Origin of the sequence: Chitinophaga sp. YIM B06452, assembly GCF_039655965.1 — a bacterium.
GTDB lineage: Bacteria > Bacteroidota > Bacteroidia > Chitinophagales > Chitinophagaceae > Chitinophaga.
Genome location: NZ_JAWLKY010000003.1, coordinates 304,727 through 319,092 on the forward strand (window position 1 = coordinate 304,727; position 14,366 = coordinate 319,092).

Annotated in this window: 15 protein-coding genes; 9 read left to right on the forward strand and 6 right to left on the reverse strand. The window is 44.1% G+C overall.

Annotated elements, in window-relative coordinates:
- Positions 1 to 21: 21 nt before the first annotated feature.
- Both R3I13_RS18020 and R3I13_RS18025 read left to right on the forward strand, forming a co-directional pair.
- The gene (locus R3I13_RS18020) at positions 22 to 1,317 is read left to right on the forward strand and encodes a TlpA disulfide reductase family protein (RefSeq protein ID WP_346319351.1); all 1,296 of its coding nucleotides are present in this window, start codon (positions 22 to 24) and stop codon (positions 1,315 to 1,317) included.
- A 45-nt stretch (positions 1,318 to 1,362) separates the two neighbouring features.
- A complete protein-coding gene (locus R3I13_RS18025; RefSeq protein WP_346319352.1) occupies positions 1,363 to 2,769 on the forward strand; it encodes a TlpA disulfide reductase family protein in 1,407 nt (468 codons plus the stop codon).
- Between the two features lie 377 nt (positions 2,770 to 3,146).
- Here the strand turns inward: R3I13_RS18025 and R3I13_RS18030 are convergent, their stop codons facing one another.
- Positions 3,147 to 3,620: a hypothetical protein gene (locus tag R3I13_RS18030; protein ID WP_346319353.1), complete on the reverse strand. Its 474-nt coding sequence runs from the start codon at positions 3,618 to 3,620 to the stop codon at positions 3,147 to 3,149.
- A gap of 481 nt (positions 3,621 to 4,101) precedes the next feature.
- On the opposite strand from R3I13_RS18030, the gene R3I13_RS18035 reads away from it, so the two are divergent.
- Together R3I13_RS18035 and R3I13_RS18040 are read left to right on the forward strand one after the other, a co-directional pair.
- Positions 4,102 to 4,305 carry a hypothetical protein gene (locus tag R3I13_RS18035; protein ID WP_346319354.1) on the forward strand — a complete coding sequence of 68 codons (204 nt, stop codon included), beginning with the start codon at positions 4,102 to 4,104 and terminating at the stop codon, positions 4,303 to 4,305.
- A gap of 105 nt (positions 4,306 to 4,410) precedes the next feature.
- A complete protein-coding gene (locus R3I13_RS18040; protein ID WP_346319355.1) occupies positions 4,411 to 4,872 on the forward strand; it encodes a hypothetical protein in 462 nt (153 codons plus the stop codon).
- Between the two features lie 131 nt (positions 4,873 to 5,003).
- On the opposite strand, the gene R3I13_RS18045 is transcribed toward R3I13_RS18040, so the two are convergent.
- The 4 genes from R3I13_RS18045 to R3I13_RS18060 form a co-directional block, all read right to left on the reverse strand.
- On the reverse strand, positions 5,004 to 5,750 hold the full coding sequence (locus tag R3I13_RS18045; protein WP_346319356.1) for a hypothetical protein: 747 nt from the start codon (positions 5,748 to 5,750) through the stop codon (positions 5,004 to 5,006).
- A gap of 81 nt (positions 5,751 to 5,831) precedes the next feature.
- A complete protein-coding gene (locus R3I13_RS18050) occupies positions 5,832 to 6,053 on the reverse strand; it encodes a hypothetical protein (protein ID WP_346319357.1) in 222 nt (73 codons plus the stop codon).
- Positions 6,054 to 6,082: 29 nt separating this feature from the next.
- Positions 6,083 to 6,724, reverse strand: a complete 642-nt coding sequence (locus tag R3I13_RS18055; protein WP_346319358.1) for a hypothetical protein — start codon at positions 6,722 to 6,724, stop codon at positions 6,083 to 6,085.
- 18 nt (positions 6,725 to 6,742) lie between these two features.
- Positions 6,743 to 8,095, reverse strand: coding sequence for a hypothetical protein (locus tag R3I13_RS18060; protein WP_346319359.1), 1,353 nt, complete (start codon positions 8,093 to 8,095; stop codon positions 6,743 to 6,745).
- Between the two features lie 355 nt (positions 8,096 to 8,450).
- Between R3I13_RS18060 and R3I13_RS18065 the strand changes: the two genes are divergently transcribed.
- The gene (locus R3I13_RS18065) at positions 8,451 to 9,257 is read left to right on the forward strand and encodes a competence protein CoiA family protein (RefSeq protein WP_346319360.1); all 807 of its coding nucleotides are present in this window, start codon (positions 8,451 to 8,453) and stop codon (positions 9,255 to 9,257) included.
- Between the two features lie 110 nt (positions 9,258 to 9,367).
- Here R3I13_RS18065 and R3I13_RS18070 read toward each other — a convergent pair whose 3' ends face one another.
- Complete coding sequence (locus R3I13_RS18070; RefSeq protein ID WP_346319361.1) at positions 9,368 to 10,015, reverse strand: YkgJ family cysteine cluster protein; 648 nt, start codon at positions 10,013 to 10,015, stop codon at positions 9,368 to 9,370.
- A gap of 398 nt (positions 10,016 to 10,413) precedes the next feature.
- On the opposite strand from R3I13_RS18070, the gene R3I13_RS18075 reads away from it, so the two are divergent.
- The 4 genes from R3I13_RS18075 (at position 10,414) to R3I13_RS18090 (ending at position 13,865) form a co-directional block, all read left to right on the forward strand.
- Positions 10,414 to 10,929, forward strand: coding sequence for a hypothetical protein (locus R3I13_RS18075; protein ID WP_346319362.1), 516 nt, complete (start codon positions 10,414 to 10,416; stop codon positions 10,927 to 10,929).
- Between the two features lie 484 nt (positions 10,930 to 11,413).
- Positions 11,414 to 12,076 carry a hypothetical protein gene (locus R3I13_RS18080; protein ID WP_346319363.1) on the forward strand — a complete coding sequence of 221 codons (663 nt, stop codon included), beginning with the start codon at positions 11,414 to 11,416 and terminating at the stop codon, positions 12,074 to 12,076.
- Positions 12,077 to 12,244: 168 nt separating this feature from the next.
- Positions 12,245 to 13,003: a site-specific DNA-methyltransferase gene (locus R3I13_RS18085; protein WP_346319718.1), complete on the forward strand. Its 759-nt coding sequence runs from the start codon at positions 12,245 to 12,247 to the stop codon at positions 13,001 to 13,003.
- 319 nt (positions 13,004 to 13,322) lie between these two features.
- On the forward strand, positions 13,323 to 13,865 hold the full coding sequence (locus R3I13_RS18090) for a sigma-70 family RNA polymerase sigma factor (RefSeq protein WP_346319364.1): 543 nt from the start codon (positions 13,323 to 13,325) through the stop codon (positions 13,863 to 13,865).
- Positions 13,866 to 14,366 lie beyond the last annotated feature (501 nt).

Consider the following 14,366-nt stretch of genomic DNA (forward strand, 5'->3'; position numbering starts at 1 on the left):
TAGTGATAAAAGATAAAAAAGATGAAAAAATTAATCGCATTACTGTTGATCTCAAGCGCAGCTTTCGCGCAGCAACAAACAGACAAGAAGCACAACTTCGAGGGATTTAACCTGATCGCTGACATCGGGGAGCAGGAGAGGTATTATAATGAGATGGTCCGGCAGAGTTTACCGGGTAAAATGAAACCCGAAATAGACAATGAATGCCGCTCACAACTGGCAATCGGTTGGCTGACGAAAGGGGACATCGGGCGGTATGAGTATTACATGCGTACCAACCCGAAATTTTCAGTCATCAAGCTCGTTGACATAACCTATGCGCTGGAGTATTTGGTAGATGAAAACAAGCACATCAAGGTTGTGGAACAGGCTTCCAGGGAACTTTTGGAGAAACTGGAGAAAGGCGAATTGAGCGACGGGGTAAGCAGGACGCAGGTGCTGCTGGAAGTGAATGCCCTGGCTAATGCCAGGCTGGGGAATATGGATGTGGCAATGAAGAATATCGCCAGATCGGGTGAACAAAAAGACAATTCCAGGGAGATGAAATACTTCAAGGATTCAAAATCGAAGTATCTCACCCGCTATTGCCTGATTTTATCTGCTGCCGGTGAAAACAAAAGAGCGTTGGATACACTGACCAAAGCCTTCCGCAACGCGGATTCCAACCCAAAAATGGCAGCTGTGTACAAAGATATTTACAAGAAAGTGCACGGAAATACAAATGGCGTCGAGGAGTTAATCAAATCTCTCCAGGACGAGGCCTACCAGAAGTATTATAAGGAAGTAGAGAAAACGTATATCGCGAAAGAAACCAAGACCATCAAGGGAGAATTCCCCAATTCCGATGGAAGCCGCGAACCGCTTGCGCTTTTTGACGCTAACAAGCCGGTGAAAGATATTGTCTTAACGAACCTGGCGGAGCAGGAAGTAAAGTTTGCGGATCACGCCGGGAAAATCCTGGTGCTGGATTTCTGGTCAACCGGTTGCACCCCCTGTGTGGCAGCATTCAGCGGCTTTGAGCGTGTGGTGGCCGATTATAAAACTGAGCCGTTTAAACTGTATGTTGTCAATTTGTTTGAGGACCTTCCGACTGTTAAGGTTTTTGTAGCCAGGAGGGGAATTACCCTGGATGTATTGCGCGATGAGCCAAACACGGCGTTCAATATCAATGGTACGCCCACTAAAATCGTTTACGATCCAATGGGAAATATCCGTTTCTATGCCGCTGGTTACGCAGGTTCCACGGACAGGGAGTATTACAAGCTGAAAGCCATGGTGGAGATTGTGAAGGCACGGAGCGCTGTTGCCAAAAAGTAAACCGGTACCGTGAATAAAATTCATGGCAAGAAATCGATCTTAATTATGAGAAAGTTGTTAGTAATAGCCCTGTTGCTGGTTTCAACAGGCGCCATGGCTCAGTTGCAAACTGAAGAAAATCCGCAGCTGGAGGCATTGAAGGCGGAAAAAAGCCAGCCTGCTTTACAGGCAAAAATCAAGACCCTGGAGAATGGAAGTGCCGAAGACCTGGATCTTTTGATTCAATTCTACGCGGAAGATTCGGTTAAAAGGACCGCATACTCGAAGCGGCTCATCAAAAAGTACCCGGAAAGCCAGGCAGCCATGATGGCGCGGCTGAAACCATTTTTGAAAGTAACCAATGCGGTGGGAGCTGAGCGTTTGCTCCGGTCGATGATAAAGGAGTATCCCGGTGTAAACCTGGATATCGAGAAGACATTGGTGGCATGTCACTTCGCAGAGATGCCGGATACGGCCAGAATGATGCGGTATATCAACATGATAACCGTACCGGCAGCAAAGGTGGCGGGACTAATACAGGCGCTGGACATCATCGCGGATTTCGACAACGCCACTGCGCTGCGTCTTGCCGCCAAGAACCTGGAAATGGTGAAAAAAGTAAAGCAACTGCCGGCGCAGGGATCGGTAATGAGAATAGATCCCCGGAAGATGTATTACGGCTATATTAATACCTACGCGAAATTGCTTTTCAAAGCAGGCAACAACGACGAGGCTTATAAGTTTACCACCGAGGCCTACAACAACATCGGCGAAAGAGACGAAGTACTGGTCGGGAATTACGCCTTCCTGTCGAGCCTGAACGGTAAATACGAGGAAGCGCTGCCGGTTCTGGCCAAAGCCGTGAAAGAAGGGAAATTTGAGAAGCGGTATGTCGACCAGGTAAGAAAGGCCTACGCGCACTTGCATCCCGGGAAAGACGTAGACGCCTATATCGCGGATTTGCAGAAAGATTTTATCGATACGATAAAAGCGCATGTGGCTACATTGCTGATCAATGAAGCCGCGCCAAATTTCACGGTTACGGACGCGAACGGCAGGAAAGTTTCGCTGGCGGATTTTAAAGGAAAGACGATCGTACTGGACTTTTGGGCGACCTGGTGCGGCCCCTGCGTGGAGTCTTTTCCCGCGATGCAAATGGCGGCGAACCGGTATGCCAATGATCCTGGTGTGAAATTCCTCTTTATTCACTGCTGGGAAAATGTAGCCGATCCGCTCACCGACGCGAAGAATTTTTTAAGCAAGCGCAACTATACATTCGATCTCTATATGGATCCGAGAGATACTTCCACCAGGCGTAGCCTTGCTGCGGACGCCTTCGGGGTAGAAGGGATTCCCGCTAAGTTCATAATTGACGGTAAAGGCAGGATCAGGTTCAGTGTGTCTGGTTTTTCGGGTAAAGCCGAAGCCGCTGCGGAGGAAGTAGTGCAAATGGTGGAAATGGCCCGCAAATAGATAGTATTTTTCGAACTTAAAGCCGCGCTAGTCATTTGATGGGCGCGGCTTTACTTTTCAACTGCCGGGAGGGTTGAGGCATCGGTCTTTTTTGTGATTGCCCTAAAACAAAAAAGACAAACCAGTTTAAACCGATTTGTCTTTTTCTGAGTGCCCAGAACTGGCACCACATTAATATTGTAAATCAATTAGTTGTAAAGATCGTGTGTCAAATTTGTGTCAGCGGCTCCATCGCCGCTATTTTTCCCGCCACTTGCTGCCGGTTTCTACCTGTCAAGGACAAATGTATAAAAAATTCCGAATTCTCCTATAGTTGCAGGCGAGTATCAACCGCTCAGGGCAGCCGTGACACAAGGGAGAACATTTCATAGATCAGTTCAACCTTCGTCATCCCTTAGTATATAGCGCGGTTTATCGTCGCCGGTCTCTGGCAGATGTACCATTGTAAACCGATCCGGATGCTGCTGCAGGATTAACAGGACCCCATTTCGAAGGGCCAAAAGTCGTTCCGGGGGGTCTCCATCTAATTGCAGCATGGCTAATATTTCCACGATGCTCATCGGCACCGGCTTTTTGGCCAATTCCTGAATTAATAATTCCTTGGTCTTTTCAGCCCAACCAGTGGACATGATATCTACGTAGACGGGCTGGAAGCTTTCCAGATAACCTATGCTCTGCTCCGTTGCCTGCAAACGTTGTTGTGCATGCAATATGGATGACCTAAGTGCCTCGATTTTTTCTTCGGCATCCTGTATCGACCGCTGTAAATTTTCCCGGTCGGTGCGATGTTGGCCGAGCAGGTATTGCCTTTCTGATGCTGTCAGCTCAATGCTGGTATCTGTGCCATCCATGAGGTGTAGTTATGGCAGTAAAAATATTAATAAAAGAGGAGAAAGCCGGTGTACGATATGATATTAATAGGGGTAAATAGGGCCAGGGCGTCCGCCTCCGCCCAGGTATCTGACTACCAATAAGGCTGCCGGTTTAGTGGCCAGCAGCACCGGATAAACCATCCTCCGGGCGTGTCACGGGTGGCCTTATCAAGATAAGAAGCAGGATAAGAAGCAGGCCGCCGATTATTTTTCGGCACCCGCCGCCGGGAGCAGGGAATGGGCGAACCGGCCGGTTATCCTGCCCAGGGCCGCCATTTATGGGCTGCCGGGTACTTAGGCCAGCGATCGTTTCCCTTTCCCGCCAGCTGCGTGCCGGCATTTTTGTGCTCGTATCATCCAGCCTTTTTGAAAAACGAGCCTAAAGACATTTTCTTTGCCCCCCGCCGTAACTTTTCCTGATTTTTCTATCCCATATATAAGTAGACAAACTACTATTACTATGCTTACCAACGAACTTAAACAAAAAGCAAGGACATGGATCAATGACCATATTGAGGACTACCGCAGAGAATGTGGACAGGACGATTACAAGTATTATCTGGTCAACGATTGCGTCCATGCTATTGCGCCAGGCTATACGCCATTTCACACTGAACCGCTGGAAAAATTCATTTATGACTTCTTAAATGGTGATGAGGAATAGTCATTACCATTTTTTCGTTCTTTAGGGGATTGCCCGGTTCAGATATACCGACAGCGATCCCATAAGTTTTTTTGGCAAGCGGTACTGCTGTGGTATCTTCGGCAAATGGAAAAACTATTTGCCCGCAATGGGATTTCGCTGTTAGCGGTGGAGGGTGAGGAAGGTATAATTACATTTTATGCCTACACTGAAGCCTTACTGGCTCATCAGGTATTAATCAAGATTTATACGGTTGTTCTTGACGATACGAATAAAGGCTACGAAGAGGAGACGGCCGTTATTGCGATCACTTATGATCGCGAGCGGTCCTACTCTTATGTTTTATTCGTGAGCCACGATGTCACAGGTCCGTTACTGCTCTATCGAATTGTTGCCGACGCAATTGATTTTATCCAGCATGCCGGAAAAAAGACCCTGCTGGAGGATTTGGAAACCATTTCAACCGGCCATACCACGTCCGACGATCTGGAAAGCGCGTTGGAGCGTAAGGAGTTGTACGAAAGTGAAGTGAAAGAATTCAACGCCATACTGGCGCTCATAGCGCAAGGCAGCAGCTCGAACCCTTAGTTTGTAGTTAATAAGGAGAATAATGGTCAGTCGCCCCATCTCTCCAGCATCACTTTTAAAGAAGCATGCTTGAATGAATGCCTGCTGGTATTTCTTCCATGGGAGACAGTATATAAACATTCTCCTTTGAATTAAGCGAAAATATCCCGGATGCGTCCCGTTTTGTGATATGGCTTCCCTGCTTTGTTATAGTAAATTCGAGGAGCTAAGGCATTTTTTATTCGGATGTCGGTTACGTAGTGATGGTGTATGGCTTTCGCCAATGACGACAAGATTGCATTGCTGGCCCAAATAACCGGTACAATGTGGTAGTCCAAAAAAGCTTCAATCCCTTCATTTTTCCTTAGTACAGGTTTGTCTAACACGTCTTGGATATGGACCAGGCAGTGGTCAAAATGATGGGCGTAGATTTCCGGCACGATCACATTCCTCACTTCGAAGAGAACTTGCTTTTCGTTAGGACTCTTCATGATGAAATCGGGAAAATCTGTTTTTGTCGAGCGCAGGCAGATAGAGTTTAACTTGTACGATTTAGTAAATATTAAATGTTTTATAGCCAAAAGGGTACCCAGCAGGGTGGAGGGAGGGTGGTTCGCATTTTGGCTCTCGATGACAGCATCCAGGATCATGTTCCACTGCTGCAAGCCGATACTACCTTGTAGATAACTTAAGTGATGTTGAAGAAACTCTACCATCGCTGCTGCATATTTGACATTCACTTGGGCAGCTTTCAGTAACCCCGGCCAGCAGCAAAACTGGTGAATGCCGTCAACTACAGTCGTCGGCGAGTGGCAGCATCCTGACCTGTCCTTTACCGGTTGGTCGGATGAGACAGTACGATTGAACAGGGCAAATATGAGTCGATGGGAGGGATTCATAAATAATTATTTTAGCCTAATAGCCAGCTCTAAATGAGCTGGCTATTAAAACGACTGATCGAAACTATTTTGTGCGCCGGATTAAATTGGGCATCCATTGGCATCGACGGGAACATCAGCAGGCGTCCCTGGACAAAGATCGTCTTCGTCCACTACGCCGTCTTTGTCTTCGTCGTTATCGGCGAAGGTAATGGCCTTGGATTCAACGCCATTAATTGATGAACTGGTAGGCATAGCAAAAGACGATAAAGCCAGGGTCAAGGCTGCCGCAAAGAACAACATCGGGAGGGGATTTTTTTTCATTTTCTGTTTTTTAAAAGTAAATAATTGGGTTAATTCAGAACTTTATAGGGGCTTGTGATCCATTGATCATCGAATAGGCAGGCAAATACAGTTCGGTCTTGCAAAGGTGATTCCCCTTGATCGGTAAGGAGGTCCGGAACTGATTGCAACATGGACCAAGTATGTCTTATATACTGATGATCAGGAAAGTGTTGCTGGCATAACCTGCTAATTTTATGGAAGTCTTTTTCGAGCTTCTTATTTTCAGGACCCAACAATTCACGGAAGTAGAACCGATAGCTAGGATCGTAGTCATCTGGATGATCCTTCATTCGTTGAAAATAATATTGTTCTTCAAAGAACAAGGTATAGAAATTGCCCAGCAGTGAAACACAGAGTGAAAACTGTCTTTTACTGTAAACCTCATTCCCGATTGAATCTGCGGGTTCTCCAATGGTAAGCATATAGCTGGGAAATTGCCTGAACGCCAAATCGGTCACATTAGGCCAACTAGCCTTTACATCTTGCACCAGGTTATTCCAAGGAGTGGGCTCACCGGCAATTAAGCGCTCGATTTTTGCTGCCGTAATTTTGTTCCTCTCGTTTAACTTCGCAGTAAATGTTTGGTCAGCAGCAGTCGCATAATACCTATCTATGCACCTAAGCAATTCTAAACGTTGTTCTTTATCCATGTAAGCTAATTATTTCTATTATTGGCAGCCTCCGGTTGATGTTACATATTTGGCCTGAGAAATTGGGATAGGACCCTGGCAAGGACCATTCGAAACTGAGTAGCCTGGTCCAGAATTCTGGGCTATTCGATTCCGCATATGTTGCAGAATACGCAGTTTCGTACCTTCTACAGAGGGGTTAGTGTAATGCCCCTTGTCTATATCCCTAACGGTCCTCGATATAGCGTAATTAAATGCATCAATGAATTTTGCTGAAGCTATGTTTTCTGATCCTGCACGGAGTTGAACACATAAGTCATTAAAAACCACGTTCAGCAGATGCCAGCCATCGGTGCCGTAATATTGGAATCGTTGGCCTGCACCTTGGATATTAGCAGTATATGAGTTTCCTACGGCTTGGAACGAATAATGCCCACAAAGAGTTCCCGGCCCGCCCGCTGTATAAAATGATTCACTAATTATTCCACCACCACCTACGCCGAGACCCATGTCAATGGGGTAATTTTGTTCGAACGTGGGGATTTCCGGAATTGGAAGTTGAGTAATAAAGTCCCATGGAGGAAAAGAAGGTGGTTCTGCAGGTTCGGACCTTACCACAAATTCTGATAGGTCCATCGTTAGCGGACAGCCTTTACTGTCAACCCAAACTCCTGCTGGCGTGGATACACAACAATCGCTACCATTGCGAATGCCATCGTTGTCATAATCTTCGTCAGGTCCATTAGGCCAGTCATCAGGACCGGTACAACTGTCCCAACCATCTTCGCCGGCTGACTGAGAGGCAAGCGCCGGAGCAGGCCCCGGCGGGACGACAGACACGACTAATCCGGCAGAAAGATTAACGGCTTTGATCATGGTGCCGTTATATTTGAAGTAACGCTGGACGCCACTTAGCTCGCTATAATTGATAGTATTAGAGAGCCAGGAAGCATTTGGAATATCTTCGACAAAAATGCCTCTTAGAAATCCATGTTCTTTTGCTACAATCATCGTTAAACGCTTGCCATTTTGCCAATTTTGCGCAAGCGGGATATACAGTGCAACCCTATCAGAAAGGCCTGGATATACATCAATTGCTGTCCATAGCACAGCTAACTCGTAATCGGGAATAATGACCGGATAATCTGCGAACGGTGTCAGACCCCCATTATTGCTGGCCACCTGGAAAAAGCTCTGAGCCTCTGCGACTGTTACTGTATCAGCTGGAGTGTTAGGGGCAGTGATAACTGCCGATAGCCGATCTCTGAGTTTGTATTTTATGTCTTGTTCAACGGTACCTTTGTCTTGTTTCTTACAACTTGGCACTGTAAGTATTATCAAAAGGGTTAACGCAGTACATAAAATAGAAATGGGCCTGTTTAACAATTTCATAAGGGGAGGTTTTAAGATTCGGAATAGAGTGTAATATTGAAGACGTGCGATACTTGGCCGGGATGGCTCGTCTTTCGGGTTAATGAATATTTTAGGATTCGTTAGGAGATAGAATTTAGGGTCATGACCTGGTTCCGTTGGATTTGAGAACAAATATTCATTCTAAACGAAATAACGTTAGAACAATATTTGTTGAAACAAATATAGTCACTTATTTCAAAAATCAAAAGAAAATCCGTCTGAGGTTTAAATTTTAATGATTTTTCATGGATTTCGTTTGCCTTGAATTAAAAGAGGCTTGTCATCCTTATTTTTTTATGAATAGCCGTATTTTAGGGCAAAAAGCTTTCGGTACATGAAGTTTGCAACGATAAATGGTAACAAAATAGAAGCCACAAAGGGCGCTGTGGGGATGTGCACCCATTGCGGGGCTGAATTAATCGCAAAATGTGGAACTGTTAAAATACACCATTGGGCACATAAAGGCATTCGTAACTGCGATCCCTGGTGGGAAAATGAAACTGAATGGCATCGTTTCTGGAAGAGCCATTATACAGCTGCATGGCAAGAATTTTCAATGCTGGATCCGGCGACCAATGAGAAGCATATTGCTGATGTTTACACCGATAGGGGGCTTGTGATAGAATTTCAGCACTCCAGCATCCACCCTTCCGAACGAATGGCGCGTGAAAAATTCTACAAAAACATGGTTTGGGTGATCGACGGTACCCGCCTGAAAAATGATTACCCGCGCTTTCTCCAAGCTAGGAATAGTTTTCGCAGGACCCATCATCCTGCAATTTTCCACGTCGATATTATGGCGGAATGTTTCCCTTCAGCCTGGATCGGTAGTGATGTTCCGGTTGTATTTGATTTTAAAGGTACTGTAACAATTGACGACCCAAGGGATCCCAGACACCACTTATATTGCTTACTTCCGAAAAAAGATAGCAGGTATGCCCTTCTTACGATTTTGACTCGTCGATATTTTATCGATAAGACCATTTCTGGCGAATGGTCGTCGATTTTCAGTAGCGATTTCGAGCGACCAGTCCCCAATCAAGATGCTCAGCAAGGGCAAGGTAGACAGAATTCCAATGTGAGAAAAGAATCCCCTTTTGTACTCTATAAAGGACGATTTATCAGGCGAAAGCGCTTATAAATCCTGTGCAAGAAGTGCGTGACCGTTAATTAATTTATTGCAAGGGAAAATAATCGTTGTTTGTTGGAATTTTATTGAGGATTAATTTCCTTATGGATCTAAAATAGCGGCTACAGGGCATAGGGCATAAGCATTTCACTCATCCTACTTTGACCTTGAGATATTGTTGGTATAACTGCGGAAAGAAGCATTTCCATTTCAAAGGAGGTAACACGCTGTACTTGTTGATTCCCCAAAAATTTTCGAGCATTACATAACTGGGGATCTGATTTTACATAGTAACGACGGCAAGCCAGTGGTCTGACGGCATATACACTGCATTCATGATCTTTTAAGAAAATACAACGAGATACTTTAGACGATAGAAAAGCTTTCTCATCGAGTCTCATCTGCTCTTCCAAATAATTTTTAGAAATTTCTATGCCGTTCTCTTGGCAATAGTCAGCCAATATGGTCGCTTCAATTTCGGAGATATTGATCAATATACGACAACAGAAAGAACACCCGCGGCGGCAACTAATAACGGACTTTTTAAATGATTTAGATGTTCTAATTAGTTCGTCCATAGCCCTAAATATGTCTAGGGCAGCGTCCTTTTTGTTGATATGCCAGTTTTTGAGAAATTGAGAGCGGTAGTCGGATATGGTTTCATAAACCTTCGATGTAAACTCTATATTAAGAGTAACAGCAGGATTGTTACTTAATATTGATGCCAGCTCTTGTGTTACCAGCACGGATTCTGAATGACTGTTGTTCATGTAGGGAAAAGAATTTTTTTGAAGGAGGTACAGATAATCAATTGCACATTTTGATTTTTCGTTTGCCGAAGATCAATAAATCTGTATATAGAAGCGCGCAAGAATATATTTCCGCCTAGTAATTTAAAATTATAGAAAATTTTGAACACTTTCACCTTTCGAGGGGTATTTTTGCCATTTTTTCGAATCAGCCCGCGCCATTCGGCCTCTTTGTGAATACCGCGGGTGCTGGGATAATTCAAGGGACAACGGGTTCGCACATCTGTCAATTTTCCCCTCTTACGTGCATTTCTGCATCTTCAATGTCATTTACCGAGAATCGTTTTTCCCACACTAGGAAAAACGGTGAAGAACCGTACCAGGATATATACATTTTTGATGCTGCAAACGGTATTAACATGGAAGAGTATATACTAGGGCAGCCTTATCCCGATCCCAGTTTTCGCGGCGTTGTAGATAACGCGGTATTGAATATCTCAACATGGGGTTTCGATCTGGCCATATTTTGGAAAAATCCGACACCAGCCGAGACGAAGGCTGTCAGCAGCGACCCTTTTACGTATGGGATTTTTGAGCGGGATAATGTGCCATTTATTACGTTAGAGTTCAGTAAGATGACTTTAGATGCACCTGTAAACGTATTTAATTCTCCGCCTCAGAATCTACAGGAATTTTTAAAGACGGATACCAATACCCTGCGATTGTACTTTGTAGATGCCACTTCCTATATTATAAAAGGGTTACGTGCTGTTGGACTCAATATGGATTTTGTCAACACACTGAAAAATTTGATGTCGGAACAGTTGAAGACATATGAGGCATCAAAGGCAGTGGATCAGAAAATTCATCAAACATGGTCGCGTTACAATACAGACCAGATGATCAAGGAAGCAAAACGATTCCGGATTTCTTGATATTAATGCTGACAGGAGTGGAAACTGGCGATGCTGGAATTCTATTCATAAACCTTTATTTTAGAATTGGAATCATATGCACTGGGGAAAGGCTATTGCTGTTGTCCGTGAGGTGGCTGGCATGAGGCAAGCGGAGTTATCCAGGCTTGTGGGCATTTCCAAGACATCTATGTCGCTTATTGAAAATGGCAAAACAAAGCCTACAGCCGACACGTTGGACAGAATTTGCAACGTTTTTGGCATTGATCCCGTTTTGATCGGGTTTCTCGCTATCTACTATGGTAAGATGAGTGAAATGACCAGAATTCAAGTTGACAGGTATTTTCCAGATTTTGAACCCAAGGTTATGACGATCATTAGAAGTACGCTGGTATTGAGGCCATGGAAATCACGGGTAAATAGTCCCCGAGGGCCAAAATTATAGAAATGAATCTATGCCGTTTCCACTTTGCAATGTTTCCCTGCGATTTTAAATTATAGCTATATGCGGATTCAGACGGAATTTGGTATTGGTCTCCAGCTGCAGGAGAAGTTGAACAGGTTGGAAAAAACTTGCATGGAATATCCCTATACGGTGGACTTGTGCATGCATGTATTGGAACTGAAGGGGGATCCCGAAAAGCTATTTACCTCTCGCAGGATCACAGATGAGCCGACAAAAGACAAGATTCTTGAAGCAGCGCAGTATTATCGGCATATCCCGGATCAGGTGCCCGACTGGGCAAAGAAAATGGCGGATGCCCATCATCTTCTCAATGACAGTTTTCCGGACATACCGCTGTTTCTACAGGATATTAAACATGACGAAATGGTGAGCTACTTCTTTTTTACAACTGCTGCTGACCGAACAGAACCAACAGAAGCCATACCTTGTCCTTCCTGGCTAATTGGTGATTTTCGCACATTATGGCTTCATACGGCTCCCAGGATGGTGGGGGTGGCGTTAAACAGGTGGGAACATTCTGCCGCAATTGCAATGGAAGGCTATCATTTCTCTATTCGGGAGTATTTCGCCAAAGACATTGAAGCAGCTATTCGCCGCCAAACCGTATTAATTGATGAAGGGAAGGTTAGGAGTAGTAACATTACTAGCAGTCGATCTGTGACAACGAAGAACAGGAAACCCAATAGAAGAAATTTCGATTAGATTTTCTATCAACACGCGTTCACAGATAAAATGGTAAACGATTTAAGGCATAATGTACTCCCGCAGTTAAGGTTTAAAATTGGGATTTTCTAAACTTTATGGCCGGTCGGTTGGCCTATACTATTTAGTTCATTTTTAAGAAACAGGTTAGCCGTGTGCGATGGGGAAATGAGGGAGCTGAATATTCAATTGTACCAGGAGGACTGTTTACAGACGTTGAAAAGGCTACAAGATGAAAGTGTGGACCTCTTACTGCAAGATCCTCCATATGGTATAACACAGAACAAATGGGATCGGAAACCTCCATTATCTGTACTCTGGCCGGAATGGAAGCGGGTTATTAAACCGTCAGGCGCCATGATCTTTTTCTCCCAGCAGCCGTTTACCAGCGAGCTGGTGCTTAGCTGCCTGGATTTGTTTCGTTATGATTTAATTTGGTATAAGCCGCTGGCCTCAGGGTTTCTCAACGCCAGCCGCATGCCCATGCGGAATCACGAGCACATATTGTTATTTTATAAAAGATTACCTACCTACAATCCTATAATGGGCGCCGGCGTCCGAAAGAGAGGCCGGAATCAGCAACAACGGCAAGGTAGAAATTACAATACATTTGCGCACCAGGGTAGTTATTATTTCGATGATGAGGGAACGCGGTTTCCTCAAAGTGTAATCGAATTTACCAATGGAGACCGGAATACTGAATCTTTTCACCCTACACAGAAGCCATTGGATCTTATCCGCTACCTGGTAATTACCTACAGCAACGAATCCGATCTCGTCTTTGATGGGTACTTTGGATCGGGAACGACGCCGGCGGCATGTGTAGTTGAAAAAAGGCAGTTCATTGGCGCTGAATTACATCCTGAATATTTTACTTATGCTCAAAATCGGGTGAGGGACCTGCAACGAACCCAGAAATTATTTTAACGCTGAAGCTGGATTCAAGTGGGCGCGAGGCCAATAGAGTATTTGCGGTTCCAGTTTTTTATGATTTTGAAGACAAACAATGCACCAATTAATCATGGGATAATTTCAAACGGTATTCTAACCTTTGTTCAATTTTTTATTTTCTGAATAATCCCGTAAAATGCAACCAGTTTTTATTGTTTGATTGAATAATTTCCTAATAGGGAAAGCTTCGTAGAATTAGTTTGAAAACGAATTACATTACAAGTAGATGAGGTAAATATACCGTCTGTATTTATTAGCTTCCACGGTGAGTAAATAACCATTTTTAAGACACATTATGGATAGGGTTAATCAGTTACTAAAGTCCGTAAAAACCGGTAATACCGCAGCTTATAATGAACTCTATAGAAAATACTGGCCGTTCATTTATAGAACGGTCATGTACTGGACCCATAATCACGAACTTGCTGAAGATATCGCACAAGATGTATTTTGTAATATTTGGCGGATTAGAGACCGGCTGCCTGAACATGCAGATAGGCAATATTTGTTCATGGCCGCCAGGAACCACTTCTATGAGTACTATACTAAAACAAAAAGGAGGAGCCGGAATATGAGACGGCTCTTTGATCATAATGAAGATGTCGTCCCTCCACCCCAGAATTTAGAAGATAAAGAATTTGAAAGGGAGGTATCGAATATGTTAAATAGTTTGCCCCCGGCAACAGCACGTGTTTGCAGGTTGATTTATTTGGATGAACTCAAGCCAGAAGCAGCGGCAGCTGAGCTGGGCATAGCAATACAAACGATCAGGAACTTCACTTATGACGCAAGGAAGATTTTGCGAACTAAATTCAAGGGCTATAGGAAAAGCCTCTGATCTTGTTACCGTGGCTAGTTCCGTATCCCTATTGAAAGAGTCAGTTTCTTTGCTTGCAGTCCGAATCGTTTCATGTTCAGAAGTGGTTTATTTAGTGAATTTCTAATGAATCCATTAGCCCAATAGTTATTTCAGTGGAAAAAGTTTAAGAAAATAGAGGCTATTAGTGGTACGTTTTTGAAGAACATCCGTCTTATTCTTGGAAATCCTTTTGATCTTAGTCAGCACGCATCTTGAAAGCTATTTTGGGGAATTCAGATTGGCCCTTTTTGTGCGAATGCTTATCCATCTATCAGTAATGGACTTATTTTTTGCGGTAGGAAAAGAAGAATTTCTGTTAGGTAATATTAAACCGTTGCCAGTTTCATCTCCGATATGTTGTCTTTAATTCACTGTGTTACTTTTGGATTAATTGGGTAATACATAGTAAATGCGCTATTCCCCATTATTCTGGTCGGTCAGTATTATACGGCGGACTCAATTGGTTGCAATTGGTTTTAA

Excerpts from the sequence above, each read along its gene's own strand:
- R3I13_RS18020 (WP_346319351.1), top strand. The coding sequence starts at position 22 with ATGAAAAAATTAATCGCATTACTGTTGATCTCAAGCGCAGCTTTCGCG.
- R3I13_RS18025 (WP_346319352.1), top strand. The coding sequence starts at position 1,363 with ATGAGAAAGTTGTTAGTAATAGCCCTGTTGCTGGTTTCAACAGGCGCC.
- R3I13_RS18030 (WP_346319353.1), bottom strand. The coding sequence starts at position 3,620 with ATGGATGGCACAGATACCAGCATTGAGCTGACAGCATCAGAAAGGCAA.
- R3I13_RS18035 (WP_346319354.1), top strand. The coding sequence starts at position 4,102 with ATGCTTACCAACGAACTTAAACAAAAAGCAAGGACATGGATCAATGAC.
- R3I13_RS18040 (WP_346319355.1), top strand. The coding sequence starts at position 4,411 with ATGGAAAAACTATTTGCCCGCAATGGGATTTCGCTGTTAGCGGTGGAG.
- R3I13_RS18045 (WP_346319356.1), bottom strand. The coding sequence starts at position 5,750 with ATGAATCCCTCCCATCGACTCATATTTGCCCTGTTCAATCGTACTGTC.
- R3I13_RS18050 (WP_346319357.1), bottom strand. The coding sequence starts at position 6,053 with ATGAAAAAAAATCCCCTCCCGATGTTGTTCTTTGCGGCAGCCTTGACC.
- R3I13_RS18055 (WP_346319358.1), bottom strand. The coding sequence starts at position 6,724 with ATGGATAAAGAACAACGTTTAGAATTGCTTAGGTGCATAGATAGGTAT.
- R3I13_RS18060 (WP_346319359.1), bottom strand. The coding sequence starts at position 8,095 with ATGAAATTGTTAAACAGGCCCATTTCTATTTTATGTACTGCGTTAACC.
- R3I13_RS18065 (WP_346319360.1), top strand. The coding sequence starts at position 8,451 with ATGAAGTTTGCAACGATAAATGGTAACAAAATAGAAGCCACAAAGGGC.
- R3I13_RS18070 (WP_346319361.1), bottom strand. The coding sequence starts at position 10,015 with ATGAACAACAGTCATTCAGAATCCGTGCTGGTAACACAAGAGCTGGCA.
- R3I13_RS18075 (WP_346319362.1), top strand. The coding sequence starts at position 10,414 with ATGGAAGAGTATATACTAGGGCAGCCTTATCCCGATCCCAGTTTTCGC.
- R3I13_RS18080 (WP_346319363.1), top strand. The coding sequence starts at position 11,414 with ATGCGGATTCAGACGGAATTTGGTATTGGTCTCCAGCTGCAGGAGAAG.
- R3I13_RS18085 (WP_346319718.1), top strand. The coding sequence starts at position 12,245 with ATGAGGGAGCTGAATATTCAATTGTACCAGGAGGACTGTTTACAGACG.
- R3I13_RS18090 (WP_346319364.1), top strand. The coding sequence starts at position 13,323 with ATGGATAGGGTTAATCAGTTACTAAAGTCCGTAAAAACCGGTAATACC.